The organism is Kribbella sp. NPDC104740 (genome assembly GCF_055583505.1).
Map to the genome: position 1 here is coordinate 110,358 of NZ_JBVJNV010000011.1, position 25,098 is coordinate 135,455.

Annotated in this window: 24 protein-coding genes; 14 read left to right on the plus strand and 10 right to left on the minus strand. The window is 71.1% G+C overall.

Translation table 11 applies throughout. From position 1 onward, the window contains the following. Positions 1–67 precede the first annotated feature (67 nt). Complete coding sequence (locus ACZ6Z4_RS37275; protein ID WP_465576604.1) at positions 68–697, minus strand: dihydrofolate reductase family protein; 630 nt, start codon at positions 695–697, stop codon at positions 68–70. Between the two features lie 146 nt (positions 698–843). Between ACZ6Z4_RS37275 and ACZ6Z4_RS37280 the strand changes: the two genes are divergently transcribed. Then, the gene (locus ACZ6Z4_RS37280; RefSeq protein ID WP_465576607.1) at positions 844–1,395 is read left to right on the plus strand and encodes a cysteine hydrolase family protein; all 552 of its coding nucleotides are present in this window, start codon (positions 844–846) and stop codon (positions 1,393–1,395) included. Positions 1,396–2,208: 813 nt separating this feature from the next. Here ACZ6Z4_RS37280 and ACZ6Z4_RS37285 read toward each other — a convergent pair. Continuing rightward, positions 2,209–3,999: an AMP-dependent synthetase/ligase gene (locus ACZ6Z4_RS37285; RefSeq protein ID WP_465576612.1), complete on the minus strand. Its 1,791-nt coding sequence runs from the start codon at positions 3,997–3,999 to the stop codon at positions 2,209–2,211. A gap of 111 nt (positions 4,000–4,110) precedes the next feature. Here ACZ6Z4_RS37285 and ACZ6Z4_RS37290 point away from each other — a divergent pair, with 111 nt between their 5' ends. The 6 genes from ACZ6Z4_RS37290 to ACZ6Z4_RS37315 all read left to right on the plus strand — a co-directional run bounded on the left by ACZ6Z4_RS37290 (position 4,111) and on the right by ACZ6Z4_RS37315 (position 9,743). Next, the gene (locus ACZ6Z4_RS37290) at positions 4,111–5,028 is read left to right on the plus strand and encodes an SRPBCC family protein (RefSeq protein WP_465576615.1); all 918 of its coding nucleotides are present in this window, start codon (positions 4,111–4,113) and stop codon (positions 5,026–5,028) included. Positions 5,029–5,032: 4 nt separating this feature from the next. Beyond that, entirely contained in the window at positions 5,033–6,295 is a 1,263-nt protein-coding gene (locus ACZ6Z4_RS37295; protein WP_465576618.1) for an ArsA family ATPase, read from the plus strand. Next, positions 6,292–6,825: a hypothetical protein gene (locus tag ACZ6Z4_RS37300; RefSeq protein WP_465576622.1), complete on the plus strand. Its 534-nt coding sequence runs from the start codon at positions 6,292–6,294 to the stop codon at positions 6,823–6,825. The genes ACZ6Z4_RS37295 and ACZ6Z4_RS37300 overlap by 4 nt, the downstream gene beginning before the upstream one ends. Next, positions 6,816–7,775, plus strand: a complete 960-nt coding sequence (locus ACZ6Z4_RS37305) for an ROK family glucokinase (RefSeq protein WP_363671051.1) — start codon at positions 6,816–6,818, stop codon at positions 7,773–7,775. The genes ACZ6Z4_RS37300 and ACZ6Z4_RS37305 overlap by 10 nt, the downstream gene beginning before the upstream one ends. Positions 7,776–7,863: 88 nt before the next feature. Next, a complete protein-coding gene (locus tag ACZ6Z4_RS37310; protein ID WP_363671049.1) occupies positions 7,864–9,030 on the plus strand; it encodes an ROK family glucokinase in 1,167 nt (388 codons plus the stop codon). Then, positions 9,027–9,743 (plus strand): endonuclease/exonuclease/phosphatase family protein, encoded by a 717-nt coding sequence (locus ACZ6Z4_RS37315; protein WP_465576628.1) that lies wholly within the window; start codon positions 9,027–9,029, stop codon positions 9,741–9,743. The genes ACZ6Z4_RS37310 and ACZ6Z4_RS37315 overlap by 4 nt, the downstream gene beginning before the upstream one ends. Here the strand turns inward: ACZ6Z4_RS37315 and ACZ6Z4_RS37320 are convergent. From ACZ6Z4_RS37320 to ACZ6Z4_RS37340, 5 genes are all read right to left on the minus strand, one after another. Further along, entirely contained in the window at positions 9,721–10,473 is a 753-nt protein-coding gene (locus ACZ6Z4_RS37320) for an enoyl-CoA hydratase-related protein (protein ID WP_465576631.1), read from the minus strand. The genes ACZ6Z4_RS37315 and ACZ6Z4_RS37320 overlap by 23 nt on opposite strands. 79 nt (positions 10,474–10,552) lie before the next feature. Beyond that, the gene (locus tag ACZ6Z4_RS37325; RefSeq protein WP_465576634.1) at positions 10,553–10,966 is read right to left on the minus strand and encodes a YybH family protein; all 414 of its coding nucleotides are present in this window, start codon (positions 10,964–10,966) and stop codon (positions 10,553–10,555) included. A gap of 56 nt (positions 10,967–11,022) precedes the next feature. Beyond that, on the minus strand, positions 11,023–12,252 hold the full coding sequence (locus ACZ6Z4_RS37330; protein WP_465576637.1) for an ornithine cyclodeaminase, nickel-pincer nucleotide-dependent: 1,230 nt from the start codon (positions 12,250–12,252) through the stop codon (positions 11,023–11,025). Between the two features lie 88 nt (positions 12,253–12,340). After that, entirely contained in the window at positions 12,341–13,135 is a 795-nt protein-coding gene (locus ACZ6Z4_RS37335) for a hypothetical protein (protein ID WP_465576641.1), read from the minus strand. Then, complete coding sequence (locus ACZ6Z4_RS37340) at positions 13,128–13,892, minus strand: alpha/beta hydrolase (RefSeq protein WP_465576644.1); 765 nt, start codon at positions 13,890–13,892, stop codon at positions 13,128–13,130. Before ACZ6Z4_RS37340 ends, ACZ6Z4_RS37335 begins: the two co-directional genes overlap by 8 nt. Before the next feature lie 268 nt (positions 13,893–14,160). Here ACZ6Z4_RS37340 and ACZ6Z4_RS37345 point away from each other — a divergent pair, with 268 nt between their 5' ends. From ACZ6Z4_RS37345 to ACZ6Z4_RS37370, 6 genes are all read left to right on the plus strand, one after another. Beyond that, positions 14,161–14,922, plus strand: a complete 762-nt coding sequence (locus ACZ6Z4_RS37345) for a lysophospholipid acyltransferase family protein (protein ID WP_465577031.1) — start codon at positions 14,161–14,163, stop codon at positions 14,920–14,922. Between the two features lie 35 nt (positions 14,923–14,957). Continuing rightward, positions 14,958–15,350, plus strand: a complete 393-nt coding sequence (locus tag ACZ6Z4_RS37350; protein WP_465576647.1) for a DUF2237 family protein — start codon at positions 14,958–14,960, stop codon at positions 15,348–15,350. A 43-nt stretch (positions 15,351–15,393) separates the two neighbouring features. After that, positions 15,394–16,767, plus strand: coding sequence for a class II 3-deoxy-7-phosphoheptulonate synthase (locus ACZ6Z4_RS37355; RefSeq protein ID WP_465576650.1), 1,374 nt, complete (start codon positions 15,394–15,396; stop codon positions 16,765–16,767). An 18-nt stretch (positions 16,768–16,785) separates the two neighbouring features. Continuing rightward, positions 16,786–17,808 carry a threonine aldolase family protein gene (locus tag ACZ6Z4_RS37360; protein WP_465576656.1) on the plus strand — a complete coding sequence of 341 codons (1,023 nt, stop codon included), beginning with the start codon at positions 16,786–16,788 and terminating at the stop codon, positions 17,806–17,808. 106 nt (positions 17,809–17,914) lie between these two features. Continuing rightward, positions 17,915–18,808: an esterase/lipase family protein gene (locus tag ACZ6Z4_RS37365; protein WP_465576662.1), complete on the plus strand. Its 894-nt coding sequence runs from the start codon at positions 17,915–17,917 to the stop codon at positions 18,806–18,808. 57 nt (positions 18,809–18,865) lie between these two features. Continuing rightward, complete coding sequence (locus ACZ6Z4_RS37370) at positions 18,866–19,843, plus strand: ribose-phosphate diphosphokinase (protein WP_465576667.1); 978 nt, start codon at positions 18,866–18,868, stop codon at positions 19,841–19,843. Here the strand turns inward: ACZ6Z4_RS37370 and ACZ6Z4_RS37375 are convergent. Further along, positions 19,840–22,941, minus strand: a complete 3,102-nt coding sequence (locus ACZ6Z4_RS37375) for a DPP IV N-terminal domain-containing protein (RefSeq protein ID WP_465576671.1) — start codon at positions 22,939–22,941, stop codon at positions 19,840–19,842. The two genes, ACZ6Z4_RS37370 and ACZ6Z4_RS37375, sit on opposite strands and share 4 nt — an antisense overlap. Before the next feature lie 138 nt (positions 22,942–23,079). Here ACZ6Z4_RS37375 and ACZ6Z4_RS37380 point away from each other — a divergent pair, with 138 nt between their 5' ends. Then, positions 23,080–23,655, plus strand: a complete 576-nt coding sequence (locus ACZ6Z4_RS37380; RefSeq protein ID WP_465576675.1) for a hypothetical protein — start codon at positions 23,080–23,082, stop codon at positions 23,653–23,655. A 3-nt stretch (positions 23,656–23,658) separates the two neighbouring features. Here the strand turns inward: ACZ6Z4_RS37380 and ACZ6Z4_RS37385 are convergent, their stop codons facing one another. Continuing rightward, on the minus strand, positions 23,659–24,570 hold the full coding sequence (locus ACZ6Z4_RS37385) for a hypothetical protein (RefSeq protein ID WP_465576678.1): 912 nt from the start codon (positions 24,568–24,570) through the stop codon (positions 23,659–23,661). Continuing rightward, the gene (locus tag ACZ6Z4_RS37390; RefSeq protein WP_465576682.1) at positions 24,560–25,054 is read right to left on the minus strand and encodes a SigE family RNA polymerase sigma factor; all 495 of its coding nucleotides are present in this window, start codon (positions 25,052–25,054) and stop codon (positions 24,560–24,562) included. Before ACZ6Z4_RS37390 ends, ACZ6Z4_RS37385 begins: the two co-directional genes overlap by 11 nt. Between the last annotated feature and the right edge of the window lie 44 nt (positions 25,055–25,098).

The window sequence follows — 25,098 nt, forward strand, 5'->3', positions numbered from 1 at the left end:
GGTGGCTCGTCCACCGGCGATGAACCCATCCTGCGCCCGATAAGTGCGCACCCAATGAGCACTTATCTCAGCTGATCACCGACTTCCCGTCGACGATCATGTACTCGCCGCCGGAGGCGAGCGCGGCCGGCGTCAGTACGGCATACGTCAGGCCGGTCGAGGTCAGGCGCGACTCGCGCACCGTGAACGCTGTCGGTGGCAGGCCGTCGGCGAACAGCCGCTTGCCCTGCCCGAGCGCGATCGGGAACGTGATCAGCCGGTACTCGTCGATCAGTCCGGCCCGGTGCAGCTCGTGCGCGAGGCCGCAACTTCCGTGCACCTGCAGCTCGCCGCCGGGCTGCTCCTTCAGTGTGCGGATCTCGTCGAGGCCGCTGACGACCGTGGTGCCGCTCCAGGCGGGATCGCGCAGCGTCCGTGAAGCGACGTACTTCGGCAGCGTGTTCAGCTTCCGCGCGACGAGGTTGTCCGGGTCGGTCACTCGCGACCAGTAGCCGGCGAACATCTCGTACGTCGTCCGCCCGAGCAGGATCGCGCCGGCGTCGGCGAACCAGCTGTCGACGATCGCGTCGAACTCCTCCCCGGCGTACGGGACGACCCAGCCGCCCTGGTCGAATCCGTTGCTCGCGTCTTCCTCGGGGCCGCCCGGGCCCTGCATGACGCCGTCGTAGCTGAGGAAGGTGTGCAGTGTCAGTCGCATCCGGGTCGCTCCTGAGGTCCCGGCGGTCCAGGGCTGGATCCGCCTCTCACCCCTGGCGTCGAACGGGCTCGGACCGGATCGACAGCGAATTGTCGGTGCCGGGAACTAGCATCTCGGCATCGAGTTCGGCAGCACCGGGAGGACGCATGACGACACTGACCGATCGACCGAGGACCGCGCTGCTCGTCGTCGACGTGCAGAACGGTGTGATGGAGGGTGCGCACGACCGCGACAGCGTCGTGGCGAACATCGCGACCCTGGTCGGCAAGGCGCGGGCGGCCGGCGTCGAGGTGGTCTGGGTGCAGCACAGCAGCGAGCACCTGAAGCGCGACAGCGACGAGTGGCAGTACGTCCCGGAGCTGGTGCAGGGCGCCGGTGAGGCCGTCGTCCACAAGCGGTACCCGGACTCCTTCGAGGACACCGACCTCGAGCCGGTCCTCGCCGAGCGCGGGATCGGCCGGCTGATCGTCTCCGGCGCGCAGACCGACGAGTGCATCCGCTCCACCCTGCACGGCGCGATCGTCCGCGGCTACGACGCGACCCTGGTCGCCGACGCCCACACCACCGAGAACCTCTCGGAGTGGGGCGCGCCGACCCCTGACCTGGTGATCGCCCACACCAACCTGTACTGGGAGAACCACCAGGCCCCGGGCCGAACCGCCGGTACGACGACCACCGCGGAGGCCGACTTCAGCTGAGCCGACCCACCCCGAGGTGCTCCGCCGGGGCTGGCCCGGCGGTCCGTGCCTAGCTACCGGCGTGCTGCGTTGTTCCACCCCGGCGTGCTGTGTCGGCCTGCCGGGCGTTCCGCGCCGCCCCGACGTGCCGTGCCGCCCCGGCGCTCCGCGCGGGCCCAGCTTTCCGCGCCGGGCTCCCGGTCTTCCGCGCCGGCCTACCCCAGCGCTCTGCGCTGGCCAGGTGTTCCGCGCGGGGGCTGACCGGCGTTCTGCGCTGGCCCGTCCCGGCGTTCCGCAGCGCGCTGCCCGACGTGCCGCGCGGGCCAGGTGTTCCGCGCGGGGGCTGCCCGGCGTTCCGCGTCGGCCCACCCCGGCGTACCGCGCCGGGCTACCGGTGTTCCGTGCCGGCCGACCCCGGCGTACCGCGCCGGGCTACCGGCGTGCTGCGTTGTTCCACCCCGGCGTGCCGCGTCGGCCTGCCGGGCGTTCTGCGCTGGACCGTCCCGGCGTTCCGCGCCGCCCCGACGCGCCGCGCAGGCCCGACGTGCCGCACGGGCCAGGTGTTCCGCGCCGGGCGACCGGTGTTCCGTGCCGGCCCACCCGGCGTACTGCGCCGGGCTACCGGCGTGCTGCGTTGCTCCACCCCGGCGTGCTGCGTCGGCCTGCCCGGCGTTCCGCGCTGGCCCGTCCGGCGTTCCGCGCCGGGCGACCGGTGTTCCGTGCCGGCCCACCCGGCGTACTGCGCCGGGCTACCGCCGTCCGCGTCGGCCCACCCCGGCGTACTGCGCCGGACTACCGGCGTTCCGCACCGCCCTGCCCGGCGTACCGATCGCCCTACTTCGCGTACAGCGCTTCCACGTCGTTCGCGTGGTTCTTCATCACCACGTGGCGGCGGATCGACAGCTTGAGCGAGAGTTCGCCATTTTCCTGGGTCCAGTCGGTGGGGAGGATGGTGAACTTCTTGATCCCCTCGGCCTTGGAGACGGCGGTGTTGGCGTCGTCGACGGCGGTCTGGATCTCGGCGATCAGGTCGGCGTCGGTGCACAGGGACTCGAGGTCGGCCGGCTTGCCGTGTTTGGCGGCCCAGGCCGGGATGGTCTCGGCGTCGATGGTGATCAGCGCCGCGATGAACGGCTTGCCGTCGCCGACGACCATGCACTGGCTGACCAGCGGGTGCAGGCGGATCCGGTCCTCCAGGACGGCGGGGGCGACGTTCTTGCCGCCGGCCGTCACCAGGATCTCCTTCTTCCGGCCGGTGATCTTGATGAACCCGTCGGCGTCGAACTCACCGACGTCACCGGTGTGGAACCAGCCGTCCTCGTCGATCGCGGCCTTGGTCGCTTCCTCGTTGCGCCAGTAGCCCGACATCACCTGGCCGCCCTTGAAGAGCAGTTCGCCGTCGTCGGCGACGCCGACGGTCACACCGGGCAGCGGCCGCCCGACGGTCCCGATCCGGATGTCGTCCGGCAGGTTCACTGACACCGCAGCGGTCGTCTCGGTCAGGCCGTACCCCTCGAGAACCGGTACGCCGATCCCGCGGAAGAAGTGGCCGAGCCGGTCACCCAGCGGCGCACCGCCGGAGACCGCGTAGTCGACGCGGCCGCCGAGCACGTTGCGGAGCTTGCCGTAGACCAGCTTGTCGAACAGCGCGTGCTTGGCCTTCAGGCCGAGCCCCGGGCCGCCCTTGTCGAGCGCCTGCGAGTACGCGATCGCGGTCTCCGCGGCGGCGTCGAAGATCTTGCCCTTGCCGGCCGCGTGCGCGGACTGGCTGGCGGTGTTGAACACCTTCTCGAAGACCCGCGGCACGCTCAGGATGAACGTCGGCTTGAACTCGCCGAGATCCGCGACCAGGTTCTTCACGTCGGCGGTGTGCGCGACCTTGACCCGCATCATCACGCAGCCGACCTGGATGATCCGCGCGAACACGTGCGCCAGCGGCAGGAACAGCAGCGTCGACGCGCCGTCCAGCCGGAACAGGCTCGGCAGGATCTTGGTCGCAGTCCCGAGCTCGTCCATGAAGTTCGCGTGGCTGACCGTGCAGCCCTTCGGCCGGCCGGTGGTGCCGGAGGTGTAGATCAGTGTCGCCAGGTCGCCCGGCACGACCGCCGTACGGCGCTTGTCGAGCTCGGCGTCGCTGATCTGCTGGCCGAGCACGGTCAGCGCGTCGACCGCGCCGGACTCGATCTGCCAGACCTCGCCCAGCGCCGGCGCCTCGGCCCGCGCGGACTCGACGACGGCACCGTGGGCGGCGTTCTCGACGATCGCGGCGACCGCGTCGGAGTCGGTCAGGATCCACTGGATCTGCGACGCCGACGAGGTCTCGAAGATCGGCACGGTGGCGGCGCCGATGCTCCAGATCGCGTAGTCGAGCAGGGTCCACTCGTACCGGGTCGCGCTCAGCAGGGCGACCCGGTCGCCGTGCTTGACGCCGGCCGCGATCAGGCCCTTGGCCACGCCCGCGACCTGGTCGGCGAACTGCGCGGCGGTGATGTCCAGCCAGCCGCCCTCGACGCGCTTGCTGAAGACGGCGGTGTCCGGGTGGGAGGACGCGTTCGCCCACACCTGATCGGCCAGTCCGCCCGTGGTCGGAAGGTCGATCACAGCAGGAACGGTGTACTCACGCATCCGCGTCTCCTTGTCGTGCCGGCGGCCAGGATGGTCGGTTCCGGCGCACGTTACAGTCACTTACCCACAAGTAGCCAGGTCAGTGTGACCCAGGGAACTAAGGTCAGGCGCATGCCTTCACTGGACATCAGCTGCGACGACCTGGTCGTCGCAGATCCAGCCTACGTCGCGCAGCGGCTCGGCTCGGACACCCTGTGGCGTGAGTGGTGGCCCGAGCTCGTCCTGACCCCGTCCGAGCGGCGCGGTCTGGAGGGGGTCCGCTGGGCCGTGACGGGTGCCGCCATCGGTACGGCGGAGTGGTGGCTGGAGCAGGTCCGCGACGGTGTGGTCGTGCACTGGTACCTGCGCGCCGACCCGGTACGGCGTACCGGCGTACGGCGGTTGCGGAAGCTGCAGGAGTCGTACGTCGCGCGCTACCGCGAGCGGATCTGGCGGTTCAAGGACGAAGTCGAGACGGGCCGCGCCGCGGGCGAGCGCAGGTCCGGCTGGGAACCCGCGATAGTCTCCGGGAGGGGCACCGGTGCCCCGCACCCGGCCGTACCGCAGAAGGACCTGCACGCGGACCGGCGACCGTCCCGGCAGCGGAGAGGTGAATCGATGGCAGAGCAGACCACCTCGACCATCGTCGTGAACGCGACCCCGAAAGCGATCATGGCGGTGATCGCGGACTTCGAGGCCTACCCGGAGTGGGCGGACTCGATGCGGGAGACCGAGGTGCTGTCGACCGACGAGGCCGGCCGGCCCAAGCAGGTCCGGTTCAAGGTGGACGCCGGCGCGATCTCCGACGAGTACACGCTGGACTACGTCTGGTCCCGCAACGAGGTGACCTGGTCGCTGGTGCAGGCCAAGATGGTCAAGGGCATGGACGGCGCGTACGTGCTGCGCGACCTCGGCGCCGACGGCACCGAGGTGACCTACCGGCTGGCCGTCGACGTGGCGATCCCGATGATCGGGATGCTCAAGCGCAAGGCGGAGAAGGTCATCATCGACACGGCCCTCAAGGGGCTGAAGAAGCGCGTCGAGTCCTGATTCCGTGACCCGGGTTCTGCTGTACACAGGCAAAGGCGGCGTGGGCAAGACCACGTCCGCGGCCGGCACCGCCACGCTGGCCGCGCTCCGCGGGCTGCGCACGCTGGTGCTGTCGACCGACGCCGCGCACTCGCTGTCGGACGCGTTCGACTCCGAGGTCGGCGGCGAGCCGACCGAGATCGACGACCTGCTGTTCGTCCAGCAGATCGACGCGCAGAAACGGTTCGAGCGGTCCTGGGGCGACATCCAGGCCTACCTGCGCTCGGTGCTGAGCGTCATCGGGGTCGACCCGATGGAGGCCGAGGAGCTGACCGTGCTGCCGGGCGCCGAGGAGGTGCTGGCGCTGCTCGAGGTCCGCGACCACGTCCGGTCCGGGCGCTGGGACGTCGTCGTGGTCGACTGCGCGCCGACCGCCGAGACGCTGCGGCTGCTCGCGCTGCCGGAGGCGCTGAGCTGGTACATGGACCGGATCATGAACGCCGAACGCAAGGTGCTGCGGTCGTTCCGGCCGCTGCTCGGCAAGGCGTCCGGGCTGCCGATGCCGTCCGACACCGTGTTCGACGCGTTGCGGCGGTTGCAGAAGGACCTCGCCGACATTCGCGCGCTGCTGGCCGGGCCGGATGCTTCGGTGCGGCTGGTGCTGACGCCTGAGGCTGTGGTGGTTGCCGAGGCGCGGCGGTCGATGACGACGCTGTCGCTGTACGGGTACCGCGTGGACGGCATCGTGGCGAACCGGGTGTTCCCGGCGGCGGGCGCGGACAACTGGCGGCGCCAGTGGGTGGCCGCGCAGCGCGGGATCCTCGAGGACGTGCAGGACTCGTTCAGCCCGCTGCCGATCTGGGAGTCGCCGTACCGGGCCTGCGAGCCGGTCGGCGTCGAGGAGCTCGCCGCTTTCGCTGTCGAGATGTACGGCGGGGACGACCCGTTCGCGCGCGCGTCGGACGAGACGTCGTTGCTGGTCGACCGGCACATCGACACCGACGGGCGGACGTACATCCTGACGCTTCCGTTGCCGCTGGCCTCCGCTGCTGATCTGGAGCTGGCGCGCCATGGGGACGAGCTGATCGTGACGGTCGGGTCGTACCGTCGGGTGATCCCGCTGCCGGCTGCGTTGGCGCGCGGGGTGGTCGCCGGTGCCCGGTTGGACGACGGGAAGCTGCAGGTGCGCTTCGCGCCGCGCGACCCGCTGCCGCGGCCTGTCGAGGTCCTGGCCGAGGAGCTGCAGATGGAGCTCGACGAGACCCCGATCCCGGAAGGCACCCGATGACACCGCACGAACCGGTTGGGTCGGTCGCGGAGGAGGCCGCCAAGCTGTTCGCCGTACTGCGTGCTGCTGGTGCTGCTGACTTCGGTGGTGCAGCTGCTCGGGCTGAGGCTGGCGCGGATGCGGCCGACAAGGCCGCTCGGGCTGAGGCCGCTGCGGCCGGAGAAAAGCAGGAGAGTGCCGAGGAGGATCACGCTGCCGGAGCGGATCACGCTGCCGCGGCGGGCGGGTCTGCGGCGGGGGCAGATCACGCGCACGGGATCGGGCGGGGCGCCGAGTGTGTGTGGTGCCCGGTCTGTCAGGTGATCAACAAGGTGCGGTCCACCAGTCCGGAGACCATCGAGCAGCTGTCGACCGCGGCGGCTGGGGTGCTGGGGGCGGTGCGGGGACTGATGGAGGCTGCGGCCGAGGCGGCGCGGCAGGCGAAGGTGGACGCAGAGTCGCGGGCCGCTGGGGAGCAGGACGAGGAACGGCCAGCTCGGTCCCGGGTGGACCGGATCGACGTGAGTGAGGACCCCGAACCATGGGACTGACCATTGGGATCGATGTCGGTGGAACGAAGATCGCGGCCGGGGTGGTCGGGCCGGACGGGACGATCGGGGCGCGGGCGCACCGCGACACCCCGGCCGACTCCGTCGACGCGACCGCGCAGGCGATCTGCGACGCGGCCGCCGAGCTGATCGCCGGGCACGACGTCGAGGCGGTCGGGATCGGGGCCGCGGGCTTCGTCTCGTCGGACCGCTCGACCGTGCTGTTCGCGCCCAACCTGGCCTGGCGCGACGAGCCGCTCGGCAAGCGGGTGCAGGACGTGCTGAACGTCCCGGTCGTGGTCGAGAACGACGCCAACGCGGCCGCCTGGGGCGAGTTCGCGTTCGGTGCGGCGAAGGACGTCGAGCACATGGTCTGCGTGACCGTCGGCACCGGGATCGGTGGCGGCGTGGTGATCGCGGGCGAGATGCTGCGCGGCGCCCACGGGGTCGCGGCCGAGATGGGTCACATGCGCGTCGTACCGGGCGGGCATCGTTGTGGCTGTGGAGCGCGGGGCTGCCTGGAGCAGTACGCGTCGGGCCGGGCGCTGGTGCGCGAAGGACGTGCGCAGGCCGAGTCCGGTTCGCTGGCGGCGGCGCAGATGATGAGCGTCATCGGCATCACCGACCCGGCCGAGCTGACCGGCCCGATGATCACCAAGGCCGCGGCCGGTGGTGACCCGTGCGCGGTCGAGCTGCTCGACGACCTCGGCCGCTGGCTGGGGGAGGGGCTGGCCAGCTTCGCGACCCTCTTCGACCCGAGCACGATCGTGATCGGCGGCGGCGTGAGCGCCGCCAAGGAGCTGCTGCTGAAGTCGGCGCAGGTCGCCTTCGACAAGAACCTGCCGGCCCGCGCGAACCGCCCGCACCCGACGATCGTGATGGCCGAGCTCGGCAACGACGCCGGGATCTGCGGTGCCGCTGACCTCGCCCGCCGCCCGGTGGAGAACCGGTAGTGCGGGTAGTTTGCGGTACGGCGTACTTGGCTGCAGGTGGTTGGCTTGACGTGAACGTTGTTGGGGGTACGGCGAGAAAGGTCGTGCGATGGCTCTGACACAGGCGCTGACGATCGGGATCGACATCGGTGGCACCAAGGTGGCCGCCGGGGTGGTCGACCCCGAGGGCAACATCCTGGACCGGTTGCGGCGCGACACCCCGACCAAGGACCCGCGCGAGACCGAGGACGCGATCGCGGAGATCGTCCGTGACCTGGAGTCGCGGCACGACGTGATCGCGGTCGGGATCGGTGCGGCCGGCTTCGTCGACGGCACCCGCTCGTCGGTGCTGTTCGCCCCGCACCTGGCCTGGCGGCACGAGCCGCTGCGGGACGCGGTCGAGCGTCGCCTCGGGCTGCCGGTGGTCGTCGAGAACGACGCCAACGCCGCGGCCTGGTCGGAGTGGCGGTTCGGTGGCGGGCAGGGCGAGAGCCATCTGGTCTGCGTCACGCTCGGGACCGGGATCGGCGGCGCGATCCTGATCGACGGCGCGTTGCAGCGCGGGAAGTTCGGGATCGCGGGCGAGTTCGGGCACATGCAGGTGGTGCCCGGCGGGCATCGGTGCGAGTGCGGCAACCGCGGGTGCTGGGAGCAGTACGCGTCGGGCAACGCGCTGACCCGCGAGGCGCGCGAGCTGGCGCTGTCCGGGTCGCCGGTGGCGCACAACCTGCTGCGGGCCGCCGAGGGTGATCCGCGGAAGATCAACGGGCCGATGGTCACCGAGCTGGCGAAGGACGGCGACCCGGTCGCGGTCGAGCTGCTCGAGGACGTCGGCCGCTGGCTCGGGATCGGGCTGGCGAACCTCGCGGCGGCGCTGGACCCGGGGACGTTCGTGATCGGTGGCGGGGTGTCGGACGCGGGCGAGCTGCTGCTGGCGCCGGCGCGGGAGGCGTTCAAGCGGACGCTGACCGGGCGCGGGTTCCGGCCGGAGGCGCGGATCGTGCGCGCGGTGCTCGGGCCGGAGGCGGGGATGGTCGGTGCGGCCGACCTCGCCCGCGAGGAGGCGACGTGGTTGCGCCGGGTGCGGGTGAAGACGACGGCGGTGACGGCGAAGACGGCTGCTGCGCGGGGTGGACGCTCGACGCGGTTGGAGCGGGCGGCCCGGAAGTCGGCGAGTCGTCGTACGGGCATGCGGGCGGCTGCTGACCCGGACCTGAAGCCCGGTGAGCTGCAGCTGGACAAGACGCCGGAGCTGCAGGGCGACCCGGAGGCATGACCTCAGTACTGCGAGTGCTTTCCTACAACGTCCATCGGTGGGGCGACGACCGGGAAGCGCTCGCTCGGGTGGTGCGGGCCTGTGCGCCTGACGTCGCGCTCGTGCAGGAGGCTCCCACCTGGTGGGGGACCCGGCGGAAGCGCCGGGCGATGGCGGCGTCGTTCGGGATGACGTACGTCGCCGCCTCGGCGCGGAACGCGATCTTGGTTGCCGGGAGCACCGAAGTCGTCGAGTCGCTGCACTGGCGGGTCTGGCGGCCGTTCGTCCGCCGGCGGTTCCGGCTGATCGCGACCCAGCTGCCCGGCGGCGCCGTGGGCGGCCGGGTCGTCCTCGGCGAGACCCCGCTGGCGCTCGTCGTCTGTCACCTCGGCCTGCACATCCGCGGCCGTGAGCACGAGACGGAGCAGGTGCTCAAGGGCTGCCGCTCGTTCGGCCTCCCGTACCTGCTCGTCGGTGACCTGAACGAGGAGCCCGACGGCCCGGTCTGGAAGCGCCTCGCCGAGGAGGGCCTGGTCGACCTCGGCGTCGACGCCGGCCCGACCTTCCACTCCGACAACCCCGAACGCCGCATCGACGGCGCCCACCTGTCACCCGAGCTCGACGGCCGCCTGATCCCGCTCGACGAGATCGACGGTGTCACCCAGGCCGATCTCGCGACCGGCTCGGATCACCTTCCGCTGCTGGTCGAGCTCAGGACTTCTTCTTCCGGTTGAGGAACGCGAGCATCGCCTCGCGTGCGGCGTCCGACCCGAACAGCCCGGCCGACAGCTCCGCGAGTTCCTTGCCTCGGGCATCGATATCGGCGAGCAGCTCGCGGGTGAGCAGCTTCTTGGTCTCGCGCAGCCCTTGCGGGACGCCCTTGAGCAGGGACGTCAGGACGGCGGAGACCGCGTCGTCCAGCTCCTCGTCCGCGACCGCCCGCGACACCAGCCCGAGCCGGGCGGCCTCGGCGCCGTCGAAGCCGTCGCCGGTCAGGAACGTCAGCGAAGCGGCTCGGTCGGTCAGTCGCGGCAGCACCGTCAGCGAGATCGTCGCCGCCGCCAGCCCGAGCCGGACCTCGGTCAGCGCGAACGTCGAGCTGTTCCCCGCGATGCTGATGTCGGCCGCCGCCACGATCCCGATCCCACCCGCCCGCACCGGCCCGGCCACCCGCGCGACCACCGGCTTCGGGCACGCGACGATCGCGCGCTGCACGTCAACCATCCGCTGCGCCCCGACGCCCATCCCGACCGACGTCGCCTCGGCCATGTCGGCCCCCGAGCAGAACACGTCGAGCGCCGACCGGATCACGATCACCCGCACCGCGCCATCCGCCCCGGCCGCCTCCAGCCGCTCCAGCAACTCCCCGGTGAGCTGCTGCGACAACGCGTTCTTGTTGTGCGGCGAGTCCAACGTGATCGTCGCAACCCCGTCGCCCGACTCCAGATGCACCAGTTCGCTCATGCGGGCCATCCTGCCCTGCCCATCAGCCCGTACGCCGTAACCGGCCCCACACCCGAGGCACAATGCGCGAGTGGGGCCGCTAGGACGTGGGCCCCGCCGTCGGGCCCAGGGGATCCCCGTGGCGGTGGACGATGAACCAGTCGTCGCCCTCGCGCCGGAAGATCATCGTCGTCCGCAGCACGTGCTCGTGCTCACCCGGCCGGTCGACGTACCGCACGGTGCACCGCTCGATCGCCACTGTGTACGCCGTGTCGGCGCCCGCGTGCTTGTCCAGGTACTCGAACTCGACCTTCGCGCCGCTCGGGGCGAACTGGGCCGACGCCCACGGGTAGCGTTCGCTGATCTGGGACCAGCCGACCTCCTGGCCGCCGAAACCGCCGAAGATCGAGGTCTGCTCGCTGTGCGACACCAGCGGCATCCACAGCGAGACGTCGCCGTTCACGAAGGCGGTGTTGGCGTCCTCGAACCGGCGCAGGAACGCCTCGAAGCTCATCGGATCTCCTGTTCGTGGGAGCGCGGGCAGCGCTCCCACGATAGGCGGCCGCGGGGCTACTTCGTGTCGGCGTAGGTTGGCGACAACTCGCGCGCCAGGTGCTCGATGAACAGGCCGACGTCGGTGACGATCCCGCGCGCCTGCGACGACCCGCGGTCGGCGAGCTTGGTCACGGTCGCCGGGTTGATGTCCACGCAGGTCAGCGGGATGGCGGCCGGCAGGATGTTGCCGGTCGCAACCGAGTGCAGCATCGTCGCGGCCATCAGGCAGTAGCCGACACCGTCCAGCTCGGCGCGCATCGCGCGCTGCCCGGCCAGTACGTCGGTGTAGACGTCGGGCAGCGGGCCGTCGTCACGGACCGACCCGACCAGGACGTACGTGCCGCCCTTCTTCACCATCGCGTGCATCACACCCGACGTCAGCACGCCCTGCTCGACGGCGGCCGCGATCGAGCCGGACTTGCGGATCGTGTTGATCGCGCGGATGTGGTGCTCGTGACCGTGCTCGACACCGCGGCCGCGGGCCAGGTCGACGCCGAGCGACGTGCCGTACAGCGAGGACTCGATGTCGTGGGTGGCCAGCGCGTTGCCGGCGAACAGGACGTCGACGTACCCGGCCTCGACGATCGCGACCATCGCCGGGGCCGCGCCGGTGTGCACGATGCCGGGGCCGCCGACCCAGAGCACCTTCTGGCCGTTCGCCTTCGCCTCGCGCATCCCGTCGGCGACCTGCTTGACCAGCACCCGCTGCGGCTTCTCGCTGGAGACGTCGGACTCCATGAACCCGAACGCCTCCTCGCTGCTGGCCACGATCGGCGGCGCGACCTTGACGCCCTGCGCGCTGGTGACGACCCGCATCCCGGCCTTCACCTCCGACATCGGGATGGTCCGGACGCCACCGTTCTCGACCAGCAGGCCGCAGTCCATCTCCGGGTTGGTGACCTGGATCCAGTGCCCGTCGAGGCGGACGCTGGTCGGCAGGTTGGTGGTGGAGTAGAAGCCGTCGGGGAAGACGCCGTCCTGCTCGACCTCGGTGATCTCGGCGGTGCCGGGGTTGACCAGGTTCGCGCCCTTGGTCTGGATCCGCATCAGCAGCCGCTGCAGGGACTCCTCGTCCTCGGCGCCGACCGTCATCCGGACCGTCGAGGGGTCGTCCTTGTCGTAGCCGAGGTCGAACTTGTCCAGCGTGTACTCGCCGCCGTAGCCGCGGATGTCGTCGAGGACCCGGGACAACAGCCCGGAGTCCATCAGGTGGCCGGTGATCTCGACCGTCTCGGTGACCTGCACGGGATGCCTCCTCCTCAGCGGGGGTGTCGGATTGTCCGACGATCCGTACCCTAGCCGAGGGGGCAGACCAGTGCCCGGGTGGTCGGCGTCAGACGACGGCGCCGTCGTCCGGGGTGTCCTCGGGCGGGAGCCGGTCGTTCATCCGGATCACCAGGGTCAGGAAGCCGGCCATGAAGCCGACCACGCCGAGCAGCGTGATCCGGCCGGTGCCGAAGTCGAGCACCGCGGCCAGGATCAGCAGCAGCGGGCCGCCGATCAGCCCGAGCCAGGCGGCCCGGCTGATCCAGTCGAGCTTCGGGCCGCGGGCCGGCTCCGGCGGGACGTAGTGGTCGTGCGGGTCGTCGGCGCGGCGCGGCGGCGGTTCCTTCGGGGGCTCCTCGTCGGTGTCGCCGACGATCAGCCCGGCCGGTACGTCGATCAGCGGCTCGTAGGAGTTGTCGTCGACGTCCTCGCTGGCGGGCCAGCGGGGGACCGGCGGTACGTCGTGCCCGGGCGCGGAGGGCGCGTTGAACTGCTCGACCAGGGAGGCCCACTCGGCGTCCTCGGTACTGCGGTCGATGACGCCGCGCGCCTTGTCGGTGGCATCCGAGTCGACAAAGATCTCCTCGAACCCGGCGGGGACCTGAGCCTTCGCGGGGGCGGGGGAGGGGGTGTCCTCGGCCGCGTCCGGCGGACTCGCCTTCGGCGTCGTCGCCTCGGTGCCGGCGGGATGCCGGCCGTCGACCGCGACGTCCTGCGGATCGTTGTCCGCGTCAGCCTCCGGCGGTGCGCAGTACGCCGCGATACCGGCCGCCGCGAGCGCGTCCAGGACCGGCGTACTCACCAGGGGGTCGATGCCGCCCAGCGACGTGTAGGTCGCGGCGGTCAGGCCGTTGTCACGCATCGGCGGAGACCCGGCGGACGAAGGTGGTCGCGTCGGTGAAGATGCGCGGTGCGTCGTTGTCCAGGGTGGCCACGTGGTAACTGTCCTCGAGCAGGGTCTCGGTGACGTCGCGGGACGAGATCCGGGACAGGACGGTCCGCCCGGAGCTCGGTTCGACGACGTGATCGACAGTACTGCGGAACAGCAGCACCGGCTGCGTGACCTTCGCCAAGTCGTCGCGGGTGACCTTCCACAGCTGCGACAGCGAGTGCAGCGCGCGCAACGGCATCCGGTCGTACGCGCCCTCGTCGACGCCGGGCTTCTTGATGTCGTTCGAGATCCCCGGGAACGACGGCACGAACCGCTGCAGCACCGGCAGCAGCGCGAGCCGCTTGTCGTCGGTCTGCACCGACGGGTTCACCAGGACCAGGCCGGCGATGTCCGCGCCGTGCTCCTCGGCCAGCCGCAGCACCAGGCAGCCGCCCATCGACAGCCCGACCAGGAAGACCCGGTCGTGCTCCTTGCGCAGCCGGGCCAGCTCGTTGTCCAGTACGGCGTACCAGTCGTGCCAGGTCGTGGTGTTCGCCTCGCGCCAGTGCGTGCCGTGCCCGGGCAGCCGCGGGACGGCGACGCCGAACCCCTCGGCGGCCAGGTGCTCCGCGAACGGGCGCATCGATCTCGGGGACCCGGTGAAACCGTGACTGAGCAGGATCCCGGTCGCGGCGTTCGGGCCGGAGCCGGGGCTGCGGAACTCCTCCGCGTGGGCTTGCACGGGCACAGCTGCTCCTAGCGGTTCGCGTGTTGCCTGAGTCGTAATGGTCGCAGCCGTCCGGCCCGGCGCCCACCCCGACCAGGGTGTCGGTTCGGTGACGTGACCCAGTCTGTAACCACAGACAAACACGGAGCGCAACCCCCTCATTCCCTGGCGGTGACATTGCTTGTGGAGGAAGGTGGAACGTAAGGTCCTCCCCGGCGGGGTGCGCTGTGCCTGCCGATGCGGGACACTGGAGCTGGCCGAGTGGTGGAGGTGGAAGCACGTGCTCTACATGTTCATCAGGCGGTTCCTGGTCGCACCGCTCGCGAGGTTGCTGTTCCGGCCCAAGGTGACCGGCCTGGACAACATCCCCGAGACCGGCCCGGCGCTGCTGGTCAGCAACCACCTGGCGTTCTCGGACTCGATCTTCCTGCCGGTCGCGGTACCGCGCCAGATCGTCTTCCCGGCCAAGTCGGAGTACTTCACCGGCCCCGGCCTCAAGGGCAAGCTGGTCGCGACGTTCTTCCGCTCGATCGGCCAGATCCCGATCGACCGCTCCGGCGGCCGCGCCTCGCTGGCCGCGCTGAACACCGGCCTGGAGATCCTGAACAAGGGTGAGCTGTTCGGCATCTACCCCGAGGGCACCCGCTCGCCCGACGGCCGGCTGTACAAGGGCAAGACCGGGGTCGCCCGGATGGCGATCGTCGCCGGCGTCCCGGTGATCCCGGTCGCGATGATCGACACCGAGAAGGTGAACCCGCCCGGCACCGTGGTGCCGAAGTGGTTCGTCAAGGAGCCCGGCCGCCGGTTCCCGCGGCTGGTCCGCCCCGGCGTCGCGATCGGCGCGCCGCTCGACTTCTCCCGGTACGAGGGGATGGAGCGCGACCGGTTCGTGCTGCGCTCGGTCACCGACGAGATCATGTACGCGATGATGGAGCTGTCCGGCCAGGAGTACGTCGACATGTACGCCGAGAAGGCCAAGGAGCTGCTCAAGGCCGGCGAGAAGATCGACGACCACCTCAAGCCCCGCCTGGACGACACCAAGGCCTCCTGACCGCACCTCGTACGGCGTACGCGAGGATGGCGCTCGTGGACAACGACCGGAACGTGCTCGGTGGCGAGCTGGAGGAGTGCGGCCTGGACCCGGTGACCGGGTTCTTCCGCGACGGCTGCTGCACCACCGGCCCCGAGGACCTGGGCAGTCACACCGTCTGCGCGGTCGTGACGGCGGAGTTCCTCGCGCATCAGGCGTCGGTCGGCAACGACCTGTCCACCCCGCGGCCGGAGTACGGGTTCGCCGGGCTGAAGCCTGGGGACCGCTGGTGCGTGGTCGCGGCGCGCTGGTTGCAGGCGTACCACGCCGGAGCCGCGGCGCCCGTCGTCCTGGCTGCTACGCACCGGCGGGCGCTGGAGACGATCCCGCTGGGCGTGCTGCGCGAGCACGCGGTCGACGTACCGCCGGATCTCAGCTCGCTGCAGTGAGACGGCTGCGCACCGGTTCAGGGGCCTCGAATATGGTTGGCGTATGCAATTCGCGACGTTGAACGAGGGCGTGGTGCCGGGTGTGCCCAGCCTGGACGAGCTGCGGGACCTGAAGCCGCTCCAGCAGCCCGAGTGGCCGGACCAGGGAGCGCTCGAGCAGGTGATCGGCCAGCTCCGCACGCTGCCGCCGCTGGTGTTCGCCGGTGAGTGCGACGACCTGACCGACAAGGTCGGCGCGGTCGCCCGCGGCGAGGCGTTCCTGCTCCAGGGCGGCGACTGCGCCGAGACGTTCGACGGCGTCACCGCCGAGAACATCCGGGCCAAGCTCCGGGTGCTGCTGCAGATGTCGGTCGTGCTCCAGTACGCCGCCAGCGTGCCGGTGGTGAAGGTCGGCCGGATCGCCGGCCAGTACGCCAAGCCGCGCAGCTCCGGCGAGGAGACCCGCGACGGCGTCACGCTGCCGACGTACCGGGGGGACGCGGTGAACGGCCTGGAGTTCACCTCCGAGGCCCGGATCCCGGACCCGCAGCGCCTGCGCGGGGTCTACAACGCCGCCGCCGCGACGCTGAACCTGACCCGCGCGTTCACCACCGGTGGGTACGCCGACCTGCACCAGGTGCACGCCTGGAACACCGACTTCGTGCGGTCCTCGCCGGTCGGGCAGAAGTACGAGCGGCTGGCCGGGGAGATCGAGCGTGCGCTCGCCTTCATGCGGGCCTGCGGCGCGACCGCGGACGAGTTCAAGACCGTCGACTTCTACGCCTCCCACGAGGCGCTGATCCTCGAGTACGAGCACGCCCTGACCCGGATCGACTCGCGCACGTCGCAGCCGTACGACGTGTCCGGGCACCTGCTCTGGATCGGTGAGCGGACCCGCCAGCTGGACGGCGCGCACGTCGAGTTCCTGGCCTCGCTGTCGAACCCGCTCGGCGTGAAGATCGGCCCGACCACGACGCCGGACTACATCCGCGCCCTGATCGACAAGCTGAACCCGAAGGGCATCGAGGGCCGGCTGACCTTCATCACCCGGATGGGCGCGGGCAAGATCCGCGACGCGCTGCCGCCGCTGCTGGAGGCCGTCCGCGACCACGGGTCGCCGATCGCGTGGGTCTGCGACCCGATGCACGGCAACACCTTCGAGACCCCGAACGGCTACAAGACCCGCAACTTCGACGACGTGGTCAACGAGGTGCAGGGCTTCTTCGACGCCCACGAGCAGGTCGGCACCTGGCCCGGTGGTCTGCACGTCGAGCTGACCGGCGACGATGTCACCGAGTGTTTGGGCGGCGGTGAGGAGCTGGTCGCCGAGGACCTGGTGAACCGGTACGAGACTGCCTGCGACCCGCGCCTCAACCGGCACCAGTCGCTCGAGCTCGCGTTCCTGGTCGCGGAGCGGCTCCGCGGCGCCCAAGCCTGACTCTTTCGGGAGAAACCTGTGATCGATCTGCGTTCCGACACCGTGACCCGGCCGTCGGCGGGGATGCTGGCGGCGATGACGAGCGCCCCGGTCGGCGACGACGTGTACGGCGAGGACCCGACGATCGGCGCCCTCGAGGAGCGGGTCGCGGACCTGCTCGGGCACGAGGCGGCGCTGTTCGTGGTGACCGGTTCGCTGGCCAACATCCTCGGCGTCCGCGCGCTGGTGCCGCCGGGCTCGGAGGTGCTCTGCGAGTCGCGGGCGCACATCGCGCGCGCCGAGCTGGGCGCGCACGCCGCGGTCAGCGGGGTCACCACCCGGACGTGGAACACCCCCGACGGCCGGATCGACCTGGACCAGATCCAGGAGCTGATCGCGCCCGACCTCGGCCCGTACTTCGTACAGACCGCGGCCGTTTCGGTCGAGAACACGCACAACTTCGGTGGCGGCTCGATCCAGCACTCGTACGACGCCCTCGCGGACCTGCTCGACGCGGCCGGGCTCCCGCTGCACCTGGACGGCGCCAGGCTGTGGAACGCGTCGGTCGCCACCGGCGTACCGATGGCGGCGTACGGGTCGCGGGCGGCGGCGGTGAGCGTCTGCCTGTCCAAGGGCCTGGGCGCGCCGGTCGGTTCGGTGGTCGCCGGCTCGGCCGAGCTGATCCGCGAGGCCCGCGTCTGGCGCAAGCGCCTCGGCGCCGGCTGGCGGCAGGCGGGCGTACTCGCCGCGGCCGGGCTGTACGCCGTCGAGCACAACGTCGAGCGCCTGGCCGAGGACCACGCCAACGCGAAGGCGATCGCCGAGATCCTCGCCGATGCCGCGCCCGGCTCGGTCAAGCCCGACCAGGTCGAGACGAACATCGTCGTGGCCGACCTGGCGTCCACCGGCCGCACCGTCGGCGAGGTCGTCGCGGGCGCGAAGGAGGCAGGCGTCCTGGTCGGCGGCGTCGGCGCGACCCAGCTCCGGGTCGTCACCCACCTGGACGCCTCGGCCGACGACTGCCGCAAGGCCGCCGAGACCATCGCCGGCCTGCTGCACTGACGCCCCCGGTACGGGCGGAGTACGGGCAGCGGTTCGATCGGAGCGCTCACTAGCGTGCGTCTTCCGTGGGGCACAGTCCGGTGCCCGCCCGCGAAGGGGTACGGCCATGCAACGAGCCCGGCGAACGACCGCCCTGATCCTCACCGCCCTGCTGTCCGCGGCGAGCATCGTCCTCACCGCCACTCCGGCCGCGGCCGTGGACGTGCCGTCCCGCTCCAACGGCAGCAGCAACACGCTGTTCCTCGTCCACGGGTTCGACCCGAGCGGGGAGCGGCCGGGCACCGACTGCACGTCGTACTGGTCGAGCGCCCGGACCCATTTCAAGAACAAGGGCTGGCGGGGCGGGATCGTCACGTTCGGCTACTACGCCGGCGGGTCCAACTGCACCTACAAGTACAACGGTGACCGAGACACGTCGATCACGACGATCGCGAAGGAGCTCGCCAACCGGATCTACACCGGCTACTCCCGGCACGGCCGGAAGGTCGACGTGGTGGCTCACTCGATGGGCGGTCTGGTGGTCCGGTCCGCGCTCTACCACACGCACCGAGGCACCGAGGGCTTCCCGCCGTACCTGTTCGTCGAGGACGTGGTCACGCTCGGCACACCGCACGACGGCGCCAACTCGGCAGAGCTCGCAGCGTGCAAGGTGGCCTGGGACAAGCACCGGCAGTGCACCCAGATGACCGCCGGCAGCCAGTTCCTGAAGGATCTCCCCGAGACGCCGTCGAAGTCGGCGATGGGGACGGACTGGACGGTGGTGTCGTCGTTCGACGACAACACGGTGAGCGAGGGGTCCGGCCTCGGGGTCAACGCGCAGCACAAGATCCAGTACGACGAGCGCGGTGCCGACGCGATCAACCACAGCGAACTGAAATCGCTCCGCAGCGGCAGCTACCGCGGCCGGGTCAGGAACAGCGGGGCGTGGTCGCTGTGGGCGGAGCGGGAAGCGCCGCTCGAGCGGGCCCGGCAGGCGGTGGCGCTGCACGCCACCAAGTGACCGGGAGCGGCTGCGGGTAAGCTCCCACCCGTCGGGTCACAGCGTTCGGGGAGAGCCGTGCGAGAGATCGTCGTGTTCAGCGGGAGTGCCCATTCCGGTCTTGCCGAGCAGATCTGCGCCGATCTCGGCGTCGGGCTGTCGCCGGTGGAGATCCATCGGTTCAGCAACGACTGCCTTCAGGTGCAGTTGCAGGTGAACTGCCGCCAGCGTGACGTCTACATCGTGCAGCCGCTGGTGCCGCCGACGCAGGAGCATCTGATGGAGCTGCTGCTGATGATCGACGCGGCCCGCGGGGCCTCGGCGCAGCAGATCACCGCGGTGATGCCGCACTACGCGTACGCGCGGTCGGACAAGAAGGACGCGTCCCGGATCTCGATCGGCGGGCGGCTGGTGGCCGACCTGCTGGTCGCGGCCGGGGCCGACCGGGTGCTGACGATGGCGCTGCACGCGCCGCAGGTGCACGGGTTCTTCTCGGTCCCGGTCGACCACCTGACGGCGATCGGCGTACTGGCTGATCACTTCCGCGGGACCGACCTGACCAACACGGTCGTGGTCAGCCCGGATCTCGGCAACGCCAAGACAGCGACCCAGTTCGCCCGCCTGCTCGGGCTGCCGGTCGCGGCCGGCAGCAAGCAGCGGCTGGCCGACGACCGGGTCGTGATCGACGCGATCGTCGGCGACGTGGCCGGCAAGAAGGCGATCATCCTGGACGACGAGATCGCCACCGGTGGCTCGATCATCGAGCTGCTCGACCGGCTCAAGGACCTCGGCTGCACGCAGGCCGCGGTCGCCTGCACGCACGGCCTGTTCGCGGGCAAGGCGGTGGAGCGGCTGCGCTCGCACCCGTCGATCACCGAGGTGATCAGCACCGACACGGTCCCGCGCCCGGACGGCTTCCCCGAGCTGCAGGTCAGCTCGGTCTCCAAGCTGTTCGCCGCCGCGATCCAGCGGATCCACGACGGCGAATCGGTCAGCAGCCTGTTCGACGGGGTCGACCCGACGCACGCCCCTCCGCAGCCGAAGCTGCCGTTCTAGCCTTCACAGCAGGCCCGGTGCAGCCACTCCGGCTCGTGCCACCAGTACTCGCTGTCGTGCGCGTGCGCCTGGTCGCGCTTCAGCGGCTGCGGCCCGGCGCTGACCCGCGCAGTTGCGGCGTACGGCGCCAGTAGCTCGTCGACCGTGTGCAGCCGTCCGGCGACCATCACCTGCTGGACGTCGGCCGCGTGCCGGATGTCGTCGAGCGGGTTGCCGCGGACGAACGACAGGTCGGCTTGGGCTCCCGGCGCGACCACCGCGAGCTTGTCCTCCAGGTTGAGCCAGCGGGCGGGGTTCCGGGTCGCTGTCGTCAGAGCCTCGTACGGCGTGAAGCCGCCCGCGACCATCGAGCGCAGATTGGCGTGCAGCGACACCGCGACGTTGTCCAGCGGCGCGTCGGTGCCGGCGATCACCAGGCCGCCACCGCGGTGGATCCGGAGCACCATGTCGACGTTGCCGCGCAGCAGTTCGCGCGTGGTGACCCCGGCCGGGCCGGACGCCGTACTGACCTCGGTCTGCAGGGCGGCGTACTCCCAGGCCGGGAAGAGTGTCGTGGTCCGGCGGTCGGTGAGCAGTGACGGGTCGTCGACGTGCGCCATCGTGGAGTTGAACAGCGTCGGCGTGACCGACAGGCCGGCACGCGTGAAGAGCGTGACGACATCGGCGTACGCGCGGCCGAGCCGGCTGACGGTGTGCGAGTAGCCGAGCCGGTTCGTCGCGCCGGTGTGCTCCATCCCGTCCATGCCGAGGTGCTCGGCCGGGTAGAGGTAGTGCGACGAGAGTTGCAGGCCGAGCCGGTGCACGGCCGCGATCGCGCGGCGCTGGTACTCGATCGGGAGCCGGACGTACGTCTTCACCAGGTCGTAGCCGAGGCCTTCGACCCGGTCGAGCTCGAGGCCGAGCTGCCGTAGCGACAGCGTCGGGCGCATGAAGTTGTAGTAGACCCGCGAGCCATCGATCGCCTCACCGGTCGCGAAGTAGCGCGGGCCGGTCAGAGATCCGTGAGAGAGCGCTTCCCGAGTCTCCTGCATCTGGTAGACCGGGTCGCCGGGAGAGCGCGTACTCGTGATCCCGTACGACAGCCAGAGGTTGCCCTGCCGCGCACCCCAGGCCCGGCCGCGCAGGTGCCAGTGGTTGTGCGCGTCGATCAGGCCGGGCATCACGGTCAGGCCGGACGCGTCGACGTCCGCGCGGCCGTGGTGCGGACGGACGGCGGCGATCTTCGCGCCGTCGAGGATCACGTCGACGTCGTCGCGCAGCCGTTGCGCGCGGCCGTCCCACAGGGCGCCGGCGTGGATCGTGACGTGCTGGTTCACCTTGGCGCGCTGCCAGGTGAGGTCGAGCTTGACCGTTCTCGGGCGGGAGCCGGTGACGTCGGTCCGGCGGAGCCGGCCGTTGTTCAGGTAGAGCAGCGTGCGGTTGTCCTGCCAGACGGGTGAGTCGGTGACCTCGCTGGTGACCGCCTGCGGCTTGCCGGTGAAGCGGCCGCGTTTGTCGACCGGTACGACGTACAGCAGGCTCTCGACGACGAAGGCGAGCCGGCGGCCGTCGGGGGAGAAGACCGGGCCGTCGTCGCCGCGGGTCGCGAGCGAGCGGAACGGCATCGGTTCGGCGTACTCGAAGGCGGTGGTGGCGACGTCGACGTACAGGAGCTGGCTGGTGCCCTCGCGGAAGCGCTTCGAGAACGGCTTCACCGCGGCGAGCACGAGCGTGCGGCCGTCGGCGGACCAGCTGACGCGGCCGGGCTGGAAGAGCGTCGGCGAGACCTGCCGAACCTGCTGCGAGGCGAGGTCGAGGATCCAGGCGATGCCGTCCTGGTCCTGGTAGGCGATCTGCTTGCCGTCGGGAGAGAAGCGCGGGGCGGTCTGGGCTCCGGGCAACGATGAGAGCTTGGTGTCGGTGCCTCGGGCAAGGTCGTGCAGCCAGAGGTCGGCGGTGCCGTCGCGGTCGCTCGCGTAGAGCAGCGTGCGGCCGTTGGGGGAGAAGTCCGGGTCGGAGTTGAAGTAGCCGTCGGCAACGATCTTGCGCGGCGTACCGGAGCCGTCGGTACGGGCCAGCCAGAGCGCGTTCAGGGCGCGGAAGCTGAGCCAGCGGCCGTCGGGGGAGACGGTCGGGCTCGCGATGCCCTGCACCGCGCGGGGTTTGGTGGACTCGAGGTCGGGGCGCTTCGGGCGGGGCCGTTTGGAGGTGACGGGCACTTCGGCGGTGAACGGGATGACGGTGTCGGGTCGCTTCATTACGTGGCCGTCGGCGGTGAAGAACAGTTCGCCGCCGGTGGACCAGGACGGCGGGACGGCGAAGACGTCCTTGCCGCTCGTGACGGCCTGGTCGCCGACCATCAGATCGCAGGCCGGGCCGGTCAGCCGCGCGTATGCGAGCTCGCCGTCCGGCCCGTACGCCGGGCCGAACACCGTCGTACCGGCCTTGGCCGCGACGACCGTACGCCGTGCGCCGGTGGTCAGGTCGAGCTCGACGATCGCCGCGGTGTCGGTGGTGAACGCGAGCTTGCGCCCGTCGGGGGAGACGGCCGGCTCGGCCTCCTCGCTCGGGTCGTCGGTCAGCGCGACGATCGCGCCGGTCGCGAGGTCGAGGCGGTGGATGCCGTAGCTGCCGTTGCCGCCGCGGTCGGAGGAGAAGACGAGCGCGCGGCCGTCGGGGGTGAAGTGCGGCTCGCGGTGGTCGAAGCGGCCCTGCGTCAGCTGGCGGAGGCCATGGCCGTCGGGCTGGATCGTCCACAGGTGGAAGTTGCCGTCGCGGTAGGACTGGAAGACGATCCGCTTCCCGTCCGGCGACCAGCGCGGGCGGGTCGCGTCCTGCAGGTCGTCGGTCAGCCGGGTCGCGCGGCCGCCGGCGGCCGGGGTGACCCAGATCGCGGTGACCAGGTCGAACGCGAGACGACGGCCGTCGGGGGAGACCGCGACCATCAGGTTGGTGCCTTCGGTCAGGGTGGCGTGGCTACCGGCGACGGGCTGGCCGGGCGCCGCGGCTTCGGCGGTGGTTGTTGTGATCGGGAGCGACCCGGCCGCGGCCACGCCGCCGGTGAGTTGCAGGGCGCGACGGCGGGAGATGCTCCAGAGGGCGGTTTCTTCGGAGGTCACGGGCGGATCCAATCCCTGGGGGCGGTGGGACGGAGCCGAATCTGCCAGGAGTGTCCAGATCAGTTGAGCCTGTACGCCGGTTGCCGCGACGAACGGGTGATTCGCTGCGACGAACGGCCGGGCTCTATCGTCGGCGGCATGAGTTCTCCCGACGACCCCGAGCTCTCGGCCCTGACTCCCCGGGCCGGTGCGCTCGTGTCGCCCAAGCTCCGGGCCGGGCTGGCCGCGGTGGCCTGTGTGGTCGTCGCACTGGGCGCGGCGCTGGCGGTCGACAGCCGCCTCGACCGGCACTGGGTGGTCCGCGGCCTCACGCTCGTGCTCGCCCTGGGCTGCGCCGCGCTGCTGACGGCCGAGAACGGGCGCCGCCCGCGCCGCATCATCGCGGTGGTCGGAATGCTGATGTTCGGCTTCGTCTTCCCGGTCACCTCGACCACCTGGTCGACCCCGCCGGAGATCGACTTCGCCCTCTGGGTCGCCGACGACGCCGAGGCGGCCGCGGTGAAGAACGCGCAGAGCGTCGTCACCGTCGAGGACGTGAAGCGCGCCGCCGAGGCCCGCGGCGGCGCGATCGGCTCGCTCGTCACCGACAAGAGCCCCGAAGCGCGCGGCGCCACGGCGTACCCGCTGATCGTGCGGGCCGACAAGACCAAGGGCCGCCCCTGGGCCTGCCTCAGCTTCGAGCACGGCCTGACGGCGAAGGTCCGCGCCTGCTGATCCTCAGGGGATCGCGGTCGCCGCGTCGAACCAGCTGTCGGGTGAGCTGGTGGCGTCGACGAGGTCGAGACCGTTCGCGACCTTCACCAGTTCGGCGCGCGGCAGGCCGGCCCAGTTGTCGAGCGTGACCGTGAAACCGTCGCCGAAGATGATCAGTCCATCGGGCTCGTACCAGGCGTTGTGACCGTTGACGGTGACGTCCGGCGTCGGCCTGGGTGGCATCAGCTCGTTGCCCTCCTCGTCGAGCACGTAGACGATCCGGAGGTCGAGGTCCTGTGCGGGCTCGTCGGTCGGCGGGAGGCTCTTGAGGGGGTCGACGTTCTTCCGGCCGTCCGCGACCGAAGCGCTGAAGCTGTACGGACCCGGGCCGGCCGGTGCGACGTCGAGACGGGTGACCGTGGAGCCGGCCGGCAGATACCCGATCCGGTACGGCGACGGCAGCCGCCGCGGTGACTGGACGATCAGACGGGCCACCTGCTCGGCCTTCGCGAGATCGGGCTTGCCGTCCACCGTGCAGTTGCTCGTCGGGCGGCCGGCGCCGACGACCCGGACCACGCAGGTCGTCCGGCCACGGTCACCGTCGAGGACCAGTTCCTGGCCGTCGCGGGTGAAGCCGTGGGAGTCGAGCCCGAACTCCGGTGCTGAACTGATCGACAGCCGGTCGTGCCACGGACTCGTGACGTCGACCTGCGTCGAGGGAGCGGTGGACGGCTCGGCCGGGTCGGCGCCCAGGACGGCGATCGGCACCAGCACCGCGGCCGCCGTCGTGGCGAGCACCGCGCCGATCACCAGCAGCGGGCGACCGCGTCGTACCGGCTGCCGGTCGGACGGCAGGGCCGCGAGGACCCGGTCCTCCGCGGGGGCGGTGGTCGCGAGGTGCTGGAACGCGTCGCGAAGGTCGTCCTCAGTGCGCATGATTGGCTCCGGTCAGGTCGTCGGTCAGCTCGATGCGGAGGGCGGCCAGCGCCCGGGATGCGTAGGAGCGCACGGTGCTCGGCGCGCAGCCGAGGGTCTCGGCGATCTCCTCGTCGGACAGGCCGCCGTAGTAGCGCAGGACCAGTACGGCGCGCTGCCGCCGCGGCAGCTTGGTGAGCTCGGAGAGCAGTTGGTCGCGGTCGGCCTGCTGGGTGGCGTGGTCGGTTCTGCCGTCGTCGACCTCGATCTCGGGGCGCGGCACGACGCGCGACCACTTGCGCCGCCAGGAGAGGAACTCGTTGACCAGCATCTTGCGGACGTACGCCTCCGGCTGGTCCGCCTGCTGGATCCGGGACCAGGACCTGTGCGCCTTGATCAGGGTGTCCTGGACCAGGTCCTCGGCCAGATGGCTGCCGCCGGTCAGCACGGTGGCGAACCGCAGCAGCTTCGGCAGGCCTGCCGGGAGCCAGTCGTCGAAGGTCACGCCATCTCCTCGTCCGGGCCGGCGGGTGCCGGTCTCCTAGTGAA